Genomic DNA, 17,455 nt, shown 5'->3' on the forward strand with positions numbered 1-17,455 from the left:
CGCGGATGATCGCCGGTCACGCGTCCCAGGCGGCATCCATCTCGTCGAGCACCTGGTCGACCGTCTTCTGGTTCGTCAGCAGGCCCTGGACGCCGACGGCGAGGGCGTCGTAGACACCCGGGTTCGGGAATGTCGCGAGCGGGGCGTCCACGAACGAACCCTGCTCGAGCAGATCGCCGACGGGCTGGTAGGGCGCCGGCAGCTTCGCGGCGTCCACGCCGGTGATCGCCACAAGGCCGGACAGGTCTGCGAAGGTCTGAGCCTGCTCGGGCTCCGCAGCCCAATCCAGGAACTCCTGCGCCGCCGCCTTCGCAGCGTCGTCGGCCTTGGCGTTGATCGCCCACGCGTAGCCCGCGGAGGCCACGAGGAACGGCTCCTTGCCTTCAGCTGCAGGGAACGCCTGCACGGTCAGGTCGAGCCCTGTCGCATCCCCGATCGACTTGGCTGCCGAACCGGGGACGCTCGCCGTGAGCGACGTCTGGCCGCCGATGCCCTGTGTGATGGAGTCGAATGTCCCTCCTTCGACGCCGTCCTGGAAGCAGCCGGCCTCCTTCATCTCGACGATCGTCTCCAGAACGTCCCTCCAGTTGCTGTCCGCGAATGTGACATCGCCGGCAGCGCGCTGCTGGTTCCAGTCGGGCGTGGGTCCATAGACCTGCGTCGCGGAGATCACCATGGCGAGAAGGCCGTTGTTGGGCGGCGCCGAACCGGCGAGCACGGTGAAGGACTTGCCGCCGTCGCGAGCGGTGCCGCACGCGTCGAGCATCTCCTCGTAGGAGGCGGGGTACTCATCGATGCCCACGTCAACGGCGCCTGCGGCGTTGTAGAGGAAGCCCGTGGGGTTCAGCGCGGCGGGCTGAGCGTAGATGTCGCCGTCCACTTCGTAGAGCGACTCGGTTCCCTCCGGGATGACTGCGGCGGAGGTGTCGTCGAGCGGCTCCAGGAACCCGGCCTCGGCCAAGCTGACGACCGAGATCGCCTGACCGGTTCCGGGCGAGAGGATCATCATGTCTGCCGCGTTGCCGGCCTGCAGCTGCGTCGTGACCTGGGTGTTGTAGGCGTCCCCCGGGTAGGGGATGACCTCGATCGGGACGCCCGTCTCCTCGGTGTACTGCGCTGCGAACTGTCCCCAGTAATCGTCGGCGTCGTTCGACTGGGCCACCATGATCGAGAAGCCGGCGGGGTCGCTGCCGCCGTCTCCTCCATCGGCTCCGGATTCACCGCCTGCCGCGCATCCGGCGAGGAGGAGGGCGCCGATCACCGGCGCTGTGAGGAGTGGCCACCGGAGTGCTCCGGTCCGTGTCTGCTGCGACATCTCTACCCTTTCGTGACGTCATTGTCGCCGGCGGGTGCCGGCTGGGGTTTGAACGTTTCAACCCAGCATCCCACCATTTGTCCGATTCCGACATTGGCGGTGGTTATATCGGACAATAGACCTGGTGATGAGCATCGACGACAGCGTCGACACCCGGCATCCCGCCCCGCAGGGCCACACGCGATCCCTCGTCGCCATCCGGAGAGGTTTACGTCCGGGTCATCTGGTCCTACGCTCGCATCAGCACCAGTGATCCCTCATTCTTGGGGCCAGGGGAATCCTACGATGCGTCCGCACTTGGGATGCGGGTGCTCACGCGCCTGCACTGGGTTGGAGGCGATCTCATGCGTCGCTCGTCGGTTCGTGTATCGGTCAGCTCGTCGCACGCAGGGCGGCGTCTTGTGCTCTTGGCGGTGTGGGCGATGATCGCGGCCCTTGCGCCCGCGATCGCGCCGCCCGCGACGGCTTCCGAGGCGGCGGGAGCGGGTGATGTGGCGACCACCGCGATGAGTGACACGTTCACGGTCGCCGCGTCCGACATCACCGGCGCAGGGTCCGCTTCCGGGCGCTCGAGCGGCGTATCCGCCGCCGTGACGGCCTCCGTGGTTCAGAACGGCGACTTCGAGTCCGGTGTCAGCCTCTGGACCGCCGCCGGAACCCCGCCCGGATCGGCCAGCACGACCCTCGTCCACGCCGGCACGGGGTCGGCGCTGCTGGGCAGCGTGTCCGGGGCGGAGCCCACCGGCGACGGGACGCTGAGCCAGCGCGTGGCCGTTCCGAGCGGCACCAGCACGCTGAGCTTCTGGTACTGGCCGGCCACGACCGACACGATCTGCGCGGGGTCGGCCTGCGTGTACGACTGGCAGGAAGCGCAGATTCGCAGCACGTCGGGCACGACGCTGGCGTCGGTCTTCAAGAGCGACAGCAATGCCCGAGCATGGACGTCCGTCACGTTCGACACCAGCGCGTACGCCGGTCAGACGGTCGTGCTCTGGTTCAACGTCCACCAGGACGGCGCGAAGCCGGCCGACGACACCTGGATGTATCTCGACGACGTCGTTCTCACGGGTTCGCAGCCGACCGCGCCCGCGGCGCCGACGGGCGTGAACGCCATCGCCGGCGATGGACGATCCACCGTCTCGTGGAGCGCGCCCGCGAACGGCGGCGACCCCATCACGAGCTACACGATCACGCCCTACATCGGCACGACTGCGCAGACGCCGACCACGATCACCGGCGCACCGCCGGCCACGACCGCGACAGTGACCGGCCTCACGAACGGCACGGGCTACACATTCACGGTGCGGGCGACGAACAGCATCGGCTCGAGCGCGGAGTCGGCGCGCTCGAACACGGTCGTCCCTGGGACAGCGCCACCGATCGCGTTCATCCAACAGGTCACCGCTCACGGTGTCGGCTCCACGCGATCGGTGATCCCCGCATCGGCGGTCACCGCCGGCGACCGGATGATCGTCGAGGTCGGCATCTGGGCCGCTTCCCACCCGACCATCAGCTCCGTCACCGACAGCGCCGGCAACACCTACACCAACGTCGCGCGCTTCACGGCATCGGACGGCACCGAGGAGACCGTCTGGACGGCACCCCTCACCGCCGGCGGAGGAACGAAACCCACGATCACCGCGACCGCGACCGCGAGCGGCGATGTCGGGATGGCCGCACTCGAGTACGCCGGCCTGTCGAACACCGCCGGCATCGGCGCCGTCGACGTTGCGAAGTCGGCCACCGGCACCACCTCCGGAGCGACCACGGTGTTCTCCGGGGCCACATCCGCCACCACCACCGCCGGACTGGCACTGGGCTTCTACGCCGACTCCGGGTTCGGCACGTCGCCCACTCCGGCCGGCGGCTTCACCAAGCGGGCATCGATCACCGGCGCATCCGACATGGACCTGCTGGTCGAGGATCAGACCATCGGCGCCGGAGCCACTCCGAGCGCGGGTGCGGCCACGGGTGCCAACACGGTCTGGCTCCTCTCCACGATCGTCTTCACCGCCGCCGCCGGCGGCACCACGCCGACAGCGCCGGGCGCTCCCACCGGAGTCACCGCCACAGCGGGCAACGGCCAGGCGACCGTTTCGTGGACGGCGCCGAACAGCGGCGGATCGCCCATCACGGGCTACATCGTGACCCCCTACGTCGGGACGATCGCCAAGCCCGCGACGACGGTGACGGGAACGCCGCCGGCGACGACGACGACCGTCACGGGTCTTGTGAACGGCACGGCCTACACCTTCACCGTCAGGGCGATCAACAGCGTCGGAACCGGCCCTGAATCGGCGCCCTCCGGCAGCGTGACGCCGACAACAGGCAGCGGCGGTCTGGGCCAGTGGGGGTCGCTGCAGACGTGGCCGCTCGTCGCGATCCACAACATCCAGCTGAACAACGGGAAGTACCTCCTCTTCGACGGGTGGCAGAATCCGACGCCGACGATGGTGTGGGATCCCGTTGCCAACACCTTCACCACGGTCAACGCGCCGGCGAGCATCTTCTGCGCCAGCAACACGCACATGGCGGACGGCCGCATCTTCGTCGCCGGAGGGCACGGCACCAGCGAGATCGGCATCACGACCACGTCGATCTTCGATCCGGCGACCGGCGGCTGGTCGAAGGTTGCGGACATGAACGCGCCGCGGTGGTACCCGTCCGTGCTGCAGCTGCCCGACGGTCGATTCCTCGCACTGAGCGGCAACTCGACCGACGAGAGTCACTGGGCGGACACGCCGGAGGTCTACAACCCGTCGACCGACAGCTGGACGCTCCTGTCCGGAGTCAGCACATCGCAGATCCACGAGGAGGAGTACCCGTTCGCGGATCTGATGCCGAACGGCAAGGTCTTCGCGATCGGGCCGTCCGAGGACGTCTCCTACGTGCTCGACGTGAACGCGCGGACCTGGACCCCGGTCGGTGCGAGCGGTGTGGTGAACGGCTCCTCGGTGATGTACCGGCCCGGCAAGGTCCTCTACAGCGGCGGGGCGCCGAGCGTGATCAGCACCACGACGGCGGGGGCGGCGACATCCGTCATCGATCTGACGGCACCCAGTCCGGCCTGGCGGCACACGTCGCCGATGAAGACCGCACGTGTCTACCACACGCTGACGATGCTCGCCGACGGCAAAGTGCTCGCCGTCGGCGGCGAGCCGACCAGTGATCAGACGGTCGTCACGTCCGGAGTGCTGTCGACGGAGATCTGGGACCCGGCGACGGAGACCTGGACGACCGGGCCCTCGATGTCGGCGGCCCGGAACTACCACTCGACCGCGGTGCTGATGCCCGACGGCCGCGTCCTCGTGGCGGGCGGCGGGCACGAGAACGGCCTGTCAGACCCGGGGCAGTACTCGGCCCAGATCTACTCGCCCGCCTACCTCTCCAACGGCCCGAGGCCCACGATCAGCTCCGCGACGGCGACGGCGAGCTTCGGCGACACGATCACCGTGAACACGCCCGACGCGGCCGGCATCACGGCGGTCAATCTCGTCTCGCTCGGCGCCGACACCCACCAGGCCGACATGGGCCAGCAGTTCGTGCCGCTGAGCTTCACGACGGGAAGTTCGAGCCTGTCGGTCACCGCGCCGAGCGGTGCCGCGATCGCATCCCCCGGCGACTACATGATGTTCATCGTCAACAGCGCGGGCGTGCCCTCGGTGGCATCGATGGTCCACCTGGCCGCGCGCGCCACGGCGCCTGGCGCGCCGACGAACGTCACGGCAGCCGGCGGCACGACGCAGGCGACAGTGTTCTGGACGGCGCCCGCCGACGGCGGCTCGCCGATCACGTCGTACACGATCACGCCCTACATCGGTGGCGTCGCGCAGACACCCACCACGATCACCGGCAACCCGCCCGCCACGACGGCGACCATCACCGGCCTGACGAACGGCACGGCATACACCTTCACCGTCACGGCCGCCAACGCGGTGGGCGCGGGGCAGCCGTCCGCCGGGTCGAACGTCGTCACACCCGGTGTCGCGACGCCGCTGTCCGTGCAGAGCGTGACCGCGCACGGTGCGGGAACGACGACGCGTGCCGTGACGACGGCCAACGCGATCACCGTCGGGAATCGGCTCATCGTCGAGGTGGGCGTGTGGTCATCGACGAGTGCGACGATCAGCAGCGTCAGCGATTCCGCCGGGAACGTGTACACGGAGCTGACCCACTTCACCGCGTCGGATCAGACCGAGCAGAGCGTCTGGAGCACCCCCATCACCGCGGGCGGCGGATCCAAGCCGACCATCACCGTGACCGCGACGAGATCGGCTGACATCGGGATCGCGGCGCTGGAGTACACCGGCCTCTCGACCGCCGCGGGAACAGGAGCCGTCCTGGCGTCGAAGACGGCGACCGGCACAGCGACCTCGAGCACGACCGTGTCCTCGGGCGCGACCGCCGCTGCGACGGCGAACGGTCTTGCTCTGGGCTTCTACGCCGATTCCGGATTCGGGGTGTCCCCCAATCCGAGCTCCGGCTTCACCGCTCGAGCGAAGATCGCCAACGCCGGCGACATGGACCTGCTCGTCGAGGATCAGCCGATCTCCCTGGGAGCGACCGCGAACGCGGGCGCGACGACCTCGGCGGGCACGATCTGGCTGATGTCGACGCTCGTGTTCAGGGGGTCGTGAGCGCCGCCGTCGGAGCTTCGAGCCTCGCGCGTCAGACGCGTCCCATGAGGATCAGGTTCCAATACACCCAGGGCAGGATGTGCCGGTCGAAGAGCCACGACAGCCTGCTCTCGCGGTACATCGCTGTGAAGAAGGGGATGCTGGGCTTCTGCTTGCCGGCATCGTCGAACTCGGCCCACACGACGGTGGATCGGGAAACCGTGAACGGACAGACGGCGTAGCCGTCGTAGGAGGCGGTCGGCTCCTTGCCGCGGAGAACCCGGGACAGGTTCTTCGCCAGAACCCAGGTCTGCTTCCGGAGCGCCCCGCCGCACTTGGAGTTCGTCGTGGCGGCTGCGTCGCCGAGCGACCACACGTTGTTGAATCGCGGGTGCCGCAGCGTGCGGGGGTCGACTTCGACGAACCCGCCTGAGGATCCGGAGGCCGGCAGCGTCGAAGCCTTGAGCCAGTCGGGTGCCGACTGTGGCGGTTCGACGTTCAGCACGTCGTAGTGCAGATGCTCGGGCCCCTCGGCTGCACTGAGCACGACCTCCTGCGCCTGCGGGTCGACCCGCAGCAGCACCGTGCTCGCGCGCAGCTCGATGCCGTACTCGGAGATCGTCCGATCCAGCTCACGGTCGAACGGTGCCATGAACGGCGTCTCCGTCGGCACGACCATCACGACGCGGATGGAGTCGAGCGCACCGGTCGCCCGCCAGTAGTCGGATGCCTGGTACATCGGCTTCTGCGCCGCGCCCGCGCACGACGCGGGCCCGTCCGGCTGCGTGAAGACGACGGTGCCCGCCTTCACATCGCGCAGGAGAGCGGACGCCTTCTTCGCCAGGTCGAATTCGTAGTGGGATGCGACGGCCGGCGTCTGTATCGCGTCCTCGAGACCCGGCACGCGGTCCCAGTCGAGTTGGATGCCGGGGCAGACGATCAGGTGCTCATAGGTGAGCGTGTCGCCGCTTGCCAGCGTGACGGCATTCGCCTCCGGGTGGACCGCGGTGACTGCATCCTGAATCCAATGGACGTCTTTCGGCATCACCTCGCGCTGCGGGCGCACGGTGATGCTCGCGCGTGCCGTGCCGCCGGCCACGTGCGAGAACAGCGGCTTGTACAGGTGGTCCTCGCGAGGCTCGATGATGGCGATGTCGTCGACGCCGGCGCGACGGAGGCGGGCCGCCACGGAGATTCCGCCGTTGCCGCCGCCGATGATGAGGATGCGGTGATCCGCGATCTGGTCCGACATGGCTCACCCCGCCGATGCGCTCGTTCGGCGTGTCCGAGGAGTTCGCAAAAGTGCAGACGAGCAGATCAGGCGGTGCATGTGTTTCTCCTATGTCAAGTTTCAGGCCGTGAGGGGGAGGCTGGAGGGAATGTGGGCGGGTCGTTGGTCGGCGTGAAGGGCGTGGAACACGATGCGGCAGAGGCGGCGTTTCAGGCAGCGGAGGGCTTCGACGGTGGAGTCGCCGTGGTCGAGGCGTTTGCGGTAGTACGCGCGGCCGAGGCCGTCGAGGCGGATCTGGGTGACTGCGATGCGGTGAAGGGCTGCGTTGAGTTGTCGATTGCCGGTGCGGCTCATCCGGACTCTGCCGCGGGTGTTCCCTGACCAGACCGGGAGCGGTGCGACGCCTGCGTTCATCGCGAAGCATGCTTCGGACCGGAACCGGTTGACGTTCGCGGTCTCCCCGGCGATCTTCGCGGCGGTGAGGGGCCCGCAGCCGGGGATCGCGAGAAGGTGCCGGTAGCGGTCCTGCACCAGCGCGGTGATCCTCTTCTCGAGATCGTCGATCCGGATGCTGCCCTGCCCGATATCGGCGAGGATGTCACGCGCCAGCTCAGCGACCAGGCCGGTGCGGCCGTCCAGCCAGTCAGCGACCCGTCGCCGTTGCTTGCCGATCGCGAACCCCTTCACCGGAACATCGAACTCAGGATCCAGTTCGTGCAGATGCCAGCGGAGCCGGTTGATCTGACGGGTCCTTTCGCTGACCAGGTCTTCTCTGCGGTCGACCAGCAGCTTCAGTTCGCGGGTCGACTCGTCGTGCGACGCGACCGGGAGACCGGGCTCACGCAGCACCGCGCGGGCCACGGCCATCGCGTCGATCGGGTCGGACTTGCCCCGCTCCCGGCTGGATGCGCGGGACTGGGCCATCAGCTTCGGCGGCACCCGCACCACGTCCTGCCCCGCCGCGAGCAGGTCACGCTCGAGCCGCGCCGACAGGTGACGGCAGTCCTCGATACCCCACCGCAACTCGCCGGGAAGCTCGCGCCTGGCCCACCGCAACGCCGCCTCGTGGCCGCCAGTCGTGGCTCTCACGGTCTTCTCGCCGAGTCTGCGGCCGACTTCGTCGACCGCAACGAAGGTGTGTGTGGCCTTGTGGACATCCGCGCCGATGACGATCACCATGGGAATCGTCTCCTTCCTGAATCCGAATGGGACAGGTTGGGCCGGTCGGCGGACAAACCTCAGTCGGGGGGCGATGCCACGCTCCTATCAAGTCACGCCGGCCGGTCCATCACACCAGACGCCGGCAAAACGCATGCACGCCAACCCGAAGGCGGCAGCGAGGCTAAGAGCCAGACGCCAGGTGATCAGGATCCAACCACCGCAACGCGGCACTGTCACCCTGACACTGAGTCGAGGCTAGGCGCCGCCTCGAAACCGGCACCGGGGGTTGCGCGTCAGCGTCGGACGACGCAGTATGCGCCAGGCAGTGCGGTGTGGATGATCGACGCCAACCCCCGTGGCGTCAGTACGATGCGGGGATGCCGTTGCTCCGCGCCGTCGTCCTGCCCGGGCTGTGCGCGATCGCGGTGCTCGCGGCGGCGGGGCGGCTGATCAGGCTCCTCGGCGATGACCCACGCGAGGACCGGGCAGTTCGTGCACTCCAGACCGCGCTCGGTCACCAGCCGGAGCAGGGCCATCCTGCCGACGGGGGTGGCCGCGTCGGCCCGACGGGGTCACGCGAGGCCATGGACCGGGTCACCGAGCCGCTCTCGTGGTACTCGGGCGTGCCGCAGACCGTCGCCAACGGCGCGATCTGGTGCGGCGTCACGTTCCTGCTGACGCGCGATCGGCGCTCGGCTGCCGCCCCTGCGGCTGCACTCGCGCTCGAGACCGCCTGCTTCGTCGCCGCTGCAGCCCTCGTGGCGCGGCCACGGCCCGACCGGGTGTGGCGACCCGAGCATCCGCACGCGACGTCGTCGTTCCCCTCCGGGCACACCGCGGCCGCCTTCGCGCTCCACGGGACGCTGGCCGACCTGCTCGATCGGCATCGCCCGCGTGCCGCGCGGCTGCTCGGTCCCCTCCTCCGGTACGGGATTCCCTCAGCGATCGCTTTCTCGCGGGTCTTCCGCGGCCAGCACCACATCTCGGACACCATCGCGGGCGCCATCCTGGGACGGTGGAGCGCCGCCGTGGTGCGGCAGGAGCTGATCTCGGCATAATCAGGGGTGACGACAGGCTCTCGCGCGGCAGGAGGAAGGTCGATGCCGTTCCGCACCATCACGACACTGCAGTTGTGGGTGGACGAGTTCGCACAGCGCAATCACGCGGTGGTCAGTCGCATCCGGGTGATCCCGCAGGACGGCTCGGACGGGGCCGACACGGGATTGGTCGGCGTACGCATCCCGGACTCGCCGACGGAGATCTACATCGAGCCTCCGACCGGCGGGGTCGGATCGGAGTGGAGCATCACGTTCGAACCGCGCGAAGAGCCTGTCCGCTTGGGAGCGAGAGCGGTGAGGAAGATCGCGGGGGAAGTGGCGTTCCTGGCCGAGCTGTGCGACTTCCTGCAGACGAAGTCGGACGCGTTCCTCGCGGAGTACTACGGCGATGATCGAGCGATGAACGCACCGCCGGACCGGTGACACGACGGGTCGAAGGGAGCCACCGACGAGGACGCAGCGGGCGCCGCGGCAGTCGCCAGCCCCATCGGACCCGCCGCGTGACTCCTTCATCCACTCTGATCGAGAGGCAGAAGCCCCGGTTTCGCAGGCCCGACGATCAAGGCCGCGCGATGAGTTCGTGCGTTCGCCTGGGCCGAAGAATCACGCGGTCCCTCTCTTCTTCATTGATCCCCGGGCTTGGAAACGCGGGGTGGCTGGAAGCAGCGCGGATTCCCGAGCACATCACACGATGTTGATGAGGCCAAGGCGCACATCGCGCGGGAGGAATCCCCCGCCCTATACCCTGATGCCCGATCGGGGTGGCGCCGGGCCCCTCGAGGCGCGCGTTGTACGGGAACCGAACGGGGTGATCATGAAGCTCGCTGCAGTCTTCGGCTTCGACAAGTCCAGACTCAACTGGCCGCTGGGACTGACAGTGGCGGCCGCCATCTTCATTCCTCTGGTTCTGCTCGCGCTGATAGGGCAGGACGTCTACTGGCTGAGCGTGTCGTTCGGTGCGCTCTTCGTCGGCCTCGGCGACCCTGGCGGGCGGCTCTCGACGCGCGCGGCATTCGCTGCCGAGTTCGGTCTGATCGGTGCTCTCGTGACAGCCTGGGGTATCGCGGTCGGCAGTGCCGGATGGCTTCTGGTCACCGTGTCGACCGTCGTGATCACCCTCGCGACCGGATTGGTGATCAGGTTCGGCGTGCGTCGCTTCGTCACGGGGTCGCTTCTGACGGCATGGTTCCTGATCGCCATCGCGCTTCCGACGGGATTCGGGGCGGCTGGGATCACGCTCAACCCGTGGCTGCAGGCGGTTGCGTGGCTGGCGGGAGCCGCCGCGTGGTTCGTGCTGAGCTCGATCGTCTCGGCCCTGCAGCGCCGCCCGGATCGAGCACCCCTCGTGGCGGAGCTGCCTACCGACACGAGCGGCAGCGCACTCACCAAACCGGTCGTCGTCTACTCCGTGCTCCGCACCCTCGCGGTGTCCGGGGCGGTGGCGATCGCTTTCGGGTTCCAACTGCCCTACGCCGATTGGATGCCGCTCTCCGCCCAGGTCGCGATGAAGCCGAACGCCCAACAGTCCCGATTGGCCGCCACGCAGCGGGTGGTCGGCACCGTCCTCGGCGCCGCCATCGCGGTGCTCCTCTTGCTCACGGTCGACCAGAAATACGTCCTCGCGGGGGCCATGGTGCTCCTCGCGCTGGTGGGTGGCGCGTTCAGAACAGCGAACTATGCCCTCTACACGACCGGCATCGCTGGGACTGCCCTCATCGCTCTGGACCTCTCGGATCCGACGAACCTGGCCAACGAGGGCCTTCGGATTCTCTTCACCCTGATCGGCGTTTCGATCGCGATCGCCGTGATGGCGCTCGCGGGGGCACTCAGCCGACGCCGCGCGGGTCGCGACGCAGGCATCGAGGCCGGTTCGTCCTCTCCATAGGGCACCCGGCCACGATGTACCGCTTTTCGGGGTCGGTGCCTTGCGCTTCAGTGCTCCGGCGACTCCGCCAGAGGCCTCCGAGTCCATGGCCACGAGAATTTGAGCCTCGGCGGGCACTTCGCGGATGACCCGCGGCGCCGGCCGAAAAGCATAGTGCGGGGCTTGGTCGAGGCCAACCCCCCTTGCATCGCGGGCCGGCATCAACGTGGATGGAGCGCGGAGGTGCACCGTGCCCACTCATGTCCTGATCGAGACGCATGACCACGCGGAGATGACCGAGACGATGCGCAGCGTCTACGGCTCCGGACTGCGCATGGGCCGAGCGCGCGGCGACCTCGCCTTTCACCAGGAGGTTTTCCTCGACGACGGCATCACGATGGGGAACATGTCGATCGGCGCCGAGATGGGGGTCGGTCAGGAGGGCTTCGCCGACTGGGCGATCGCGCGCTTGCGGGCCGGAAAATACACCTTCCACGGAAGAGACGAGCTCGACATCGCGCGCGGTCAAACCTTTCTCATGCCGCCCGTGATCAAGCTGCGTGCGCACATCGACACACCTCGGCTCGACGTGGTGCAGATCAGCCCCACCGAGATCCTCCGCACGATCCTCGATCTCTACCCCTTCGCAAGGGCCTCCTCCCCCGCGGCAGTGACGCCCGTCTCGCGCGAAGCCGCAGCCGCGTGGTGGGCGACGGCCGAGGCGTATGCACAGGTGCTGCAGACCCCCGAGCTCTACGAGAACGACCTGGTCCGCCGCACCGGATGGCAGCACCTGCTCGGGCTCTCCGTGCAGGTCTTCGGACTCGTACGGGAGCGCCCCGACCACAGCAGCGGTGAAAGGATCGTCCGCCGGGCGGAGGCCTACATCGAGGACAACCTCGACCAGCCGCTCACCCTGCCCGCCGTCGCGGCGGCGGTCGCCGTGAGCCCACGCACTCTGCAAGCGGCATTCCGCGAGTACCGTGACACCACGCCGATGAACCACATTCGGCGAGCGCGGCTGCACGCTGCACAGCGAGACCTCCGCAACGCCGATCCGGAGGTCGCCACCGTCGCTCGCATCGCCGCCCGATGGGGGTTCCAGCATCCCAGCCGCTTCGCCGCGTACTATCGCGCCGAGTTCGCCACCGATCCCGGGGCCGACCTCAACCGGTGACGCCTTTGAGCGGGTTGTGGACAAAGCCCGCAGATAGGTCACATCGAGCCATGATGGAGCCGCACGCCACGGCGCGGCTCGGACGCGCGATGCGCGATCACGCACACCCTCGGGTCGGTGCGGCGGGAGTCAGCGGCCGACGTATCCCATATGCCCGGAGTTGTAGCGATCGCCGTGAACGCCGATGCGTGTCGCAAGCTTGTCCAAGTCGGCGAGGTCGTCAGCGGAGAGTGCGATCGCGGTCGAGCCGGCGTTCTCCTCGATCCGAGAGACGCGGCGCGTTCCCGGGATGGGGACGATCCACGGCTGCTGGGCGAGCAGCCAGGCGAGCGCGACCTGGCCGGCTGTGGCTCCTCGCGTCTCGGCGAGGGTCGCGACGTGTGTCACGAGGGCGTGGTTGGCTTCGCGACTCTCCTCGGTGAAGCGCGGGATCGTCGAGCGCACGTCCCCGTCAGCGAAGGACGTCGTCTGGTCCACCGTCCCCGTGAGGAAGCCTTTGCCGAGCGGACTGAACGGCACGAATCCGATGCCGAGCTCGGCGAGCGTGGGCAGGATCTCCGATTCGGGGTCGCGGGTCCACAGCGAGTACTCGCTCTGAAGCGCGGTTACGGGGTGCACCGAGTGGGCCCGCCGTATCGTCGCCGCCGAGGCCTCGGACAATCCGAAGTGGCGCACCTTCCCTTCGGCGACCAGTTCGCCGACCGTGCCGGCGACGTCCTCGATGGGCACGTCGGGGTCGACGCGGTGCTGGTAGAAGAGGTCGATCACGTCGGTGCGCAGCCGCGCCAGGGACGCATCGGCGACGGCCCGGATCTGCTCGGGTCGGCTGTTGAGCCCGACGCTCTTGCCGTCCTGGATGTCCCACCCGAACTTCGTGGAGATGACGACCTGGTCGCGAACGGGTTGGAGCGCGTCGCCGACGAGCTCCTCGTTGACGTAGGGCCCGTATACCTCCGCGGTGTCGAAGAACCTGACGCCGAGGTCGACCGCCGCGCGAAGAACGCCGATCATGTCGTCGCGGCTGCCGGGATTCGGTCCGTAGCTCTGCGACATCCCCATGCAGCCCAGCCCGATCGCGGAGACGTCGAGGCCTTGTCCGAGGGTGCGAGTATGCATGTCACTGTTCCTTCGCGATAGTGGTGGTCCCGGCGGGGACGGAGGAGGCAGTCTCGCTGTCGTTCGTCGCCTGCCACGCGGCAAGCAGCTGGAAGCGCTCGTCGCTGTCGGATCCGGGTGCGGGGGTGTAGATGAGGAATGTCAGTCCGGGATGCTGCACGAACTGCAGGTCTTCGTAGCTCAGCTCGAGCTCTCCGACGACGGGGTGCACGAACCGCTTCACGCCCGCGCCGTGCTGCCGCACGTTGTGCGCGCCCCACCGGGTGCGGAAGGCGTCGCTGAGAGTGGACAGCTTGCCGACCAAGTCCTGCAGCCCGCGGTCGTGCGGGTCGCGGCCGGCTTCGGTGCGAAGGATGCCGACCACGATGTCTGCCGCGGCATCCCAATTCGGGTGGAAGTCCCGCGCCCTCGGGTCGAGGAACGTGTACCTGGCGAGGTTGCCCTCCCCCGGTGATTCGAGGACCTGCACCTGGAGAGCTCTTCCGAGCGAGTTGGCAGCGAGGATGTCCATCCGGCCGTTGCGGACCATTGCGGCCCCACCGGTGATGGCATCCAGCATCTGCTGCATGCCGGGTCGCGCAGTCGGTGAGGGGGCGAGCTTGCGCCGGCGGCGCGCGACGGGGCCCGCGCCTGCCGCGCGCGCGAGGTCGAACAGGTGCTCCCGTTCGGCGTCGTCGAGCACGAGCGCCCGCGCGAGGGCGTCGAGGACGGAGTCGGATGCGCCCGCGATGCGACCGCGTTCGAGCTTGGAGTAGTACTCGATGCTCACTCCGGTGAGCATCGCGACCTCACTGCGCCGCAACCCCGGGACGCGACGGTGGGATCCCGCCGCCAGGCCGACCTGATCGGGAGACAGCCGGGCACGCCGTGATGTGAGGAACTCCCGCACCTCTCCCGTGTTGTCCATGCCGACGACGTTACGCGCACCCCCATCAGGCTGGGGTTCCCTGCCAGTACACCTCTCGGCAGAGGCTGGCTCGCCGCCGAGGAGGCGGGTTCAGTGGACCCTGGCCGGCAAGAGAAGGATTGATCATGGCAGAACAGCACGACAGCGGCTGGAACGGCGGGCAGCAGGCCTTCGGTGGCTTCGCACCTGGACTGGTCCACTACACCGACAAGGTGCTCTTCGACGAGGTGTGGGCACGCGAAGAGCTCTCACGACGGGATCGAAGCCTGGTGACAGTCGCGGCGCTGACCGCGCGGGGCAAGACCGATCAGTTGCGCTTCCATCTCGACTACGCACGCCGCAACGGTGTCACCGGCGAGGAACTCACGGAGGCCATCCTCCACCTGGCGTTCTACACGGGCTGGCCCAACGGGATGGCGGCGATGACGGTGTTGAAGAGCATCACCGAGCACGCGTCGGAATGACGGAGGTCCCCTCCTGCCGCTCTCCCCCAGCGATCGCCGAACCGTGTTCCTTGGCGATGCAGACGACCGACTACAAAGACCTGTCCGAGACGCCCGAGGCGGTCGCCAGCACGACCGCGACGCTTGCGACGAACGCAGCGCACCTCGTTGCGGCCCGCTCACCAACCGTGGACCCAGAGGAATCCCTAGCGGGCGAGGGCAGTGCATTCCGACGTGATCCCACAACAACACGATCTGTCGGAAGTGAGTGAGCCGTCGTCAGAGGGCGGCGAGGATGTGGGTCTTCAGCTGGACGAGTTCGGGATAGTCCTCGAAGAACGCGAGCTTGTCCGCCACGGTTGTTCCCACGGAGGCCTCGGTGTCGCCGACCACCCAGCTTGCGAACGACTCAGCGATGTCTTCGTCGGGGTTGGTCGCTGCGTACTCGGTCACGTACTCGTCGGCGTCGTATCGTTCCTCGACCGACTCGTCGGACTCGTCGAAGTCGGGGGCGGCGGCATCCGGCCAGAACTCGGTCTCCCACGCCTCTAGGTACGAGCCCGGCAGGGGGCACCCCCGGTTGGCGTAGAGCGGGCAATCCTCATCGGCGATGGCGTCCGTCACCTGGGTCGCGCGCAGTGTGACCAGGTGGGTGAACTCATGGATGAGCGTGCGGTCGAGTTCATCCGGCTCGTCATAGTCGGTGGCGTCGATCGCGATGTATCGCTGTTCGGGGTCGATGCCGTTGCGCTCCAGCGCTCCGTCGACTCCTCCTGAGGCCTCCGCGTCTATGGCCACGAACATCGTGATCTCTGGATGCGAGTCGGCCGGGAAGAGCTCGGCGAAGCGGTCCCACACCGCAGCGTGGTCTTCGGGCACGTTGGCGTCGACGAGCTCGTTGCCGTCGACGTCGTACTTTCCCAGTACGACCAGCGTGGAGTCGTCCAGCTCGGGATCGTCGTTTCCGGACGTGGCGGTATCCGACGCGCCGGACTTCGGCCCGGAGTGCTCGGGATCGGCGGCACAGCCGCTGAGGAGAATGGATGCCACGGCAACCACCGCGATCGCAAGCGAGGCGCTGCGGTGCATAGGTCCCCCTCGGCCCGTGATTCGTCTGCCGACCCGTGGCCGCCAAGCCTAGCGGTCCGTCGACGGCCTTCAGGGGAGCCGGATCGAACGCCCTCGGACCATCGATCGAGCTGCGTCGATCGCCTGCGGAGTCTGGAGCATCTCGGAATCGAGGCTCGCCGCCTCGCGATCTCGCTCGCTGTCGCGGCACTCGAACGCGGGGCCCTGGCGACCGAACGCGGCGCAGGTGACGAGGGCATCTCTGAGTCGACACTCACAACAGGCTTGTTGGCCGGAACGTGCGGTGGAACCCTGGGCGTGTGCGCGTGCTCTGTGCGACGACGGCCAACGACGGTCACTTCGGGCCGGTTCTGCCGTTCGCCCGCGCCTTCGCAGACGCGGGGCACGAGGTCCGGGTGGCTGCTCCGGTGTCGTACGCACGCACGGTGTCTGGGGCGGGCTTCCCACACGAACCGTTCGCCGATGCGCCTCGAGAACTGCTGGGTGCCGTCATGGGGAGTTTGCCGACCTTGCCGTTCGAGGAGGCCGACAACCGCGTCATCCGTGAGGTGTTCGCCCGGATCGACGCCCAGGCCGCACTGGCGTCCCTCATGGAGACGGTCGGGCGCTGGCGTCCCGATCTGATCCTCCGCGAGAGCGCCGAGCTTGCCTCGCTCGCCGCGGCGGAGCGGGCCGGGGTGCCCCACGTGCACGTCTGCATCGGCATGCACGAGATCGTGCCTCGATTCGCAGCGGTCATGGGCGACGCGCTGGAGGAACTCGGGCGGCTGGCTGGTCTCGTCGACGGCCAGATGAGCTCGGCTCTGGCCGCCGAGCCCGTCCTGAGCCTGGTGCCGGAGGTCCTCGATCACCCCACGCAGCGGGTGCCATCGGCAAGCGAGGACTTTCTGCGGTTCCACGAGCCTCGGGCAGCCGTCAGCGCTCAACGCCTCCCCGATTGGGGCGACCCGGATTTCCCCTTGATCTATGTCACATTCGGTTCGGTCGCCGGCTCCCTGCCCCCGTTCGCAAGCGCATTCCGGCGCGCGCTGGATGCGTTGGCCGACGTCGACGCACGCGTGCTGCTGACGGTAGGCCGAAGGGTCGACCCGGCCGGGCTCGGACCTCTGCCGCCCAACGCTCACGTGGAGCAGTGGTGGCCGCAGGATGCCGTGCTCCGACAGGCGGGGGCGATGCTCGGGCACGGTGGGTTCGGAACGACCATGGGCGCCTTGGCAGCGGGAGTGCCCCAGGTGGTGGTGCCGCTCTTCACCTCTGATCAGGTCGTCAACGGCGACCATGTGGCGGCGGTGGGTGCCGGGCTGACCGTCGAGCCGGGGCCATCATCGGTGGAGCTGGCCGCAGCCCAGATCCCCCGTGTTCTGGCAGATCCGACGTATGCCAGGTCCGCGCGTCGCGTCGCTGCAGCGATCACCGGCCTGCCATCCACCGCCGAGGCCGTCGACACCCTCAGCGCCCTGGTCGGTTGACACGTCTCT

At 68.3% G+C, this 17,455-nt stretch carries 13 protein-coding genes and 1 pseudogene; 8 read left to right on the top strand and 6 right to left on the bottom strand.

The window, feature by feature from the left end:
* Positions 1-16 precede the first annotated feature (16 nt).
* Entirely contained in the window at positions 17-1,315 is a 1,299-nt protein-coding gene (locus AAIB33_RS07175) for an extracellular solute-binding protein (protein ID WP_345802858.1), read from the bottom strand.
* A 422-nt stretch (positions 1,316-1,737) separates the two neighbouring features.
* Between AAIB33_RS07175 and AAIB33_RS07180 the strand changes: the two genes are divergently transcribed.
* Positions 1,738-5,952, top strand: coding sequence for a fibronectin type III domain-containing protein (locus AAIB33_RS07180; protein WP_345802859.1), 4,215 nt, complete (start codon positions 1,738-1,740; stop codon positions 5,950-5,952).
* Positions 5,953-5,983: 31 nt separating this feature from the next.
* Here AAIB33_RS07180 and AAIB33_RS07185 read toward each other — a convergent pair whose 3' ends face one another.
* Together AAIB33_RS07185 and AAIB33_RS07190 are read right to left on the bottom strand one after the other, a co-directional pair.
* Positions 5,984-7,183 carry an FAD/NAD(P)-binding oxidoreductase gene (locus AAIB33_RS07185; RefSeq protein ID WP_345802860.1) on the bottom strand — a complete coding sequence of 400 codons (1,200 nt, stop codon included), beginning with the start codon at positions 7,181-7,183 and terminating at the stop codon, positions 5,984-5,986.
* A 99-nt stretch (positions 7,184-7,282) separates the two neighbouring features.
* Positions 7,283-8,341 (bottom strand): IS110 family transposase, encoded by a 1,059-nt coding sequence (locus AAIB33_RS07190; RefSeq protein WP_345800477.1) that lies wholly within the window; start codon positions 8,339-8,341, stop codon positions 7,283-7,285.
* A 359-nt stretch (positions 8,342-8,700) separates the two neighbouring features.
* On the opposite strand from AAIB33_RS07190, the gene AAIB33_RS07195 reads away from it, so the two are divergent.
* From AAIB33_RS07195 to AAIB33_RS07210, 4 genes are all read left to right on the top strand, one after another.
* Complete coding sequence (locus tag AAIB33_RS07195; protein WP_345802861.1) at positions 8,701-9,381, top strand: phosphatase PAP2 family protein; 681 nt, start codon at positions 8,701-8,703, stop codon at positions 9,379-9,381.
* A gap of 42 nt (positions 9,382-9,423) precedes the next feature.
* Positions 9,424-9,804, top strand: a complete 381-nt coding sequence (locus AAIB33_RS07200; protein ID WP_345802862.1) for a hypothetical protein — start codon at positions 9,424-9,426, stop codon at positions 9,802-9,804.
* A 391-nt stretch (positions 9,805-10,195) separates the two neighbouring features.
* The gene (locus AAIB33_RS07205) at positions 10,196-11,266 is read left to right on the top strand and encodes an FUSC family protein (protein ID WP_345803397.1); all 1,071 of its coding nucleotides are present in this window, start codon (positions 10,196-10,198) and stop codon (positions 11,264-11,266) included.
* A gap of 229 nt (positions 11,267-11,495) precedes the next feature.
* Positions 11,496-12,422 (top strand): helix-turn-helix domain-containing protein, encoded by a 927-nt coding sequence (locus tag AAIB33_RS07210; protein ID WP_345802863.1) that lies wholly within the window; start codon positions 11,496-11,498, stop codon positions 12,420-12,422.
* Positions 12,423-12,551: 129 nt separating this feature from the next.
* Here AAIB33_RS07210 and AAIB33_RS07215 read toward each other — a convergent pair whose 3' ends face one another.
* Complete coding sequence (locus tag AAIB33_RS07215) at positions 12,552-13,538, bottom strand: aldo/keto reductase (RefSeq protein ID WP_345802864.1); 987 nt, start codon at positions 13,536-13,538, stop codon at positions 12,552-12,554.
* A gap of 1 nt (position 13,539) precedes the next feature.
* On the bottom strand, positions 13,540-14,445 hold the full coding sequence (locus AAIB33_RS07220; RefSeq protein WP_345802865.1) for a helix-turn-helix transcriptional regulator: 906 nt from the start codon (positions 14,443-14,445) through the stop codon (positions 13,540-13,542).
* Positions 14,446-14,570: 125 nt separating this feature from the next.
* Here AAIB33_RS07220 and AAIB33_RS07225 point away from each other — a divergent pair, with 125 nt between their 5' ends.
* On the top strand, positions 14,571-14,909 hold the full coding sequence (locus AAIB33_RS07225) for a carboxymuconolactone decarboxylase family protein (RefSeq protein WP_345802866.1): 339 nt from the start codon (positions 14,571-14,573) through the stop codon (positions 14,907-14,909).
* A 53-nt stretch (positions 14,910-14,962) separates the two neighbouring features.
* Positions 14,963-15,055: pseudogene (locus AAIB33_RS07230) on the top strand (flavodoxin); the annotation flags it as partial.
* Positions 15,056-15,167: 112 nt separating this feature from the next.
* Here the strand turns inward: AAIB33_RS07230 and AAIB33_RS07235 are convergent.
* Positions 15,168-15,977, bottom strand: a complete 810-nt coding sequence (locus AAIB33_RS07235) for a hypothetical protein (protein WP_345802867.1) — start codon at positions 15,975-15,977, stop codon at positions 15,168-15,170.
* A 299-nt stretch (positions 15,978-16,276) separates the two neighbouring features.
* Between AAIB33_RS07235 and AAIB33_RS07240 the strand changes: the two genes are divergently transcribed.
* Positions 16,277-17,446, top strand: coding sequence for a glycosyltransferase (locus AAIB33_RS07240; RefSeq protein ID WP_345802868.1), 1,170 nt, complete (start codon positions 16,277-16,279; stop codon positions 17,444-17,446).
* Positions 17,447-17,455 lie beyond the last annotated feature (9 nt).

The organism is Microbacterium sp. AZCO, from assembly GCF_039614715.1.
Classification (GTDB): domain Bacteria; phylum Actinomycetota; class Actinomycetes; order Actinomycetales; family Microbacteriaceae; genus Microbacterium.

Bases quoted from the DNA above. Each gene is read 5' to 3' on its own strand.
- AAIB33_RS07175 (WP_345802858.1), bottom strand. From the start codon at position 1,315: ATGTCGCAGCAGACACGGACCGGAGCACTCCGGTGGCCACTCCTCACA.
- AAIB33_RS07205 (WP_345803397.1), top strand. From the start codon at position 10,196: ATGAAGCTCGCTGCAGTCTTCGGCTTCGACAAGTCCAGACTCAACTGG.
- AAIB33_RS07190 (WP_345800477.1), bottom strand. From the start codon at position 8,341: ATGGTGATCGTCATCGGCGCGGATGTCCACAAGGCCACACACACCTTC.
- AAIB33_RS07235 (WP_345802867.1), bottom strand. From the start codon at position 15,977: ATGCACCGCAGCGCCTCGCTTGCGATCGCGGTGGTTGCCGTGGCATCC.
- AAIB33_RS07225 (WP_345802866.1), top strand. From the start codon at position 14,571: ATGGCAGAACAGCACGACAGCGGCTGGAACGGCGGGCAGCAGGCCTTC.
- AAIB33_RS07220 (WP_345802865.1), bottom strand. From the start codon at position 14,445: ATGGACAACACGGGAGAGGTGCGGGAGTTCCTCACATCACGGCGTGCC.
- AAIB33_RS07195 (WP_345802861.1), top strand. From the start codon at position 8,701: ATGCCGTTGCTCCGCGCCGTCGTCCTGCCCGGGCTGTGCGCGATCGCG.
- AAIB33_RS07180 (WP_345802859.1), top strand. From the start codon at position 1,738: ATGATCGCGGCCCTTGCGCCCGCGATCGCGCCGCCCGCGACGGCTTCC.
- AAIB33_RS07215 (WP_345802864.1), bottom strand. From the start codon at position 13,538: ATGCATACTCGCACCCTCGGACAAGGCCTCGACGTCTCCGCGATCGGG.
- AAIB33_RS07185 (WP_345802860.1), bottom strand. From the start codon at position 7,183: ATGTCGGACCAGATCGCGGATCACCGCATCCTCATCATCGGCGGCGGC.
- AAIB33_RS07200 (WP_345802862.1), top strand. From the start codon at position 9,424: ATGCCGTTCCGCACCATCACGACACTGCAGTTGTGGGTGGACGAGTTC.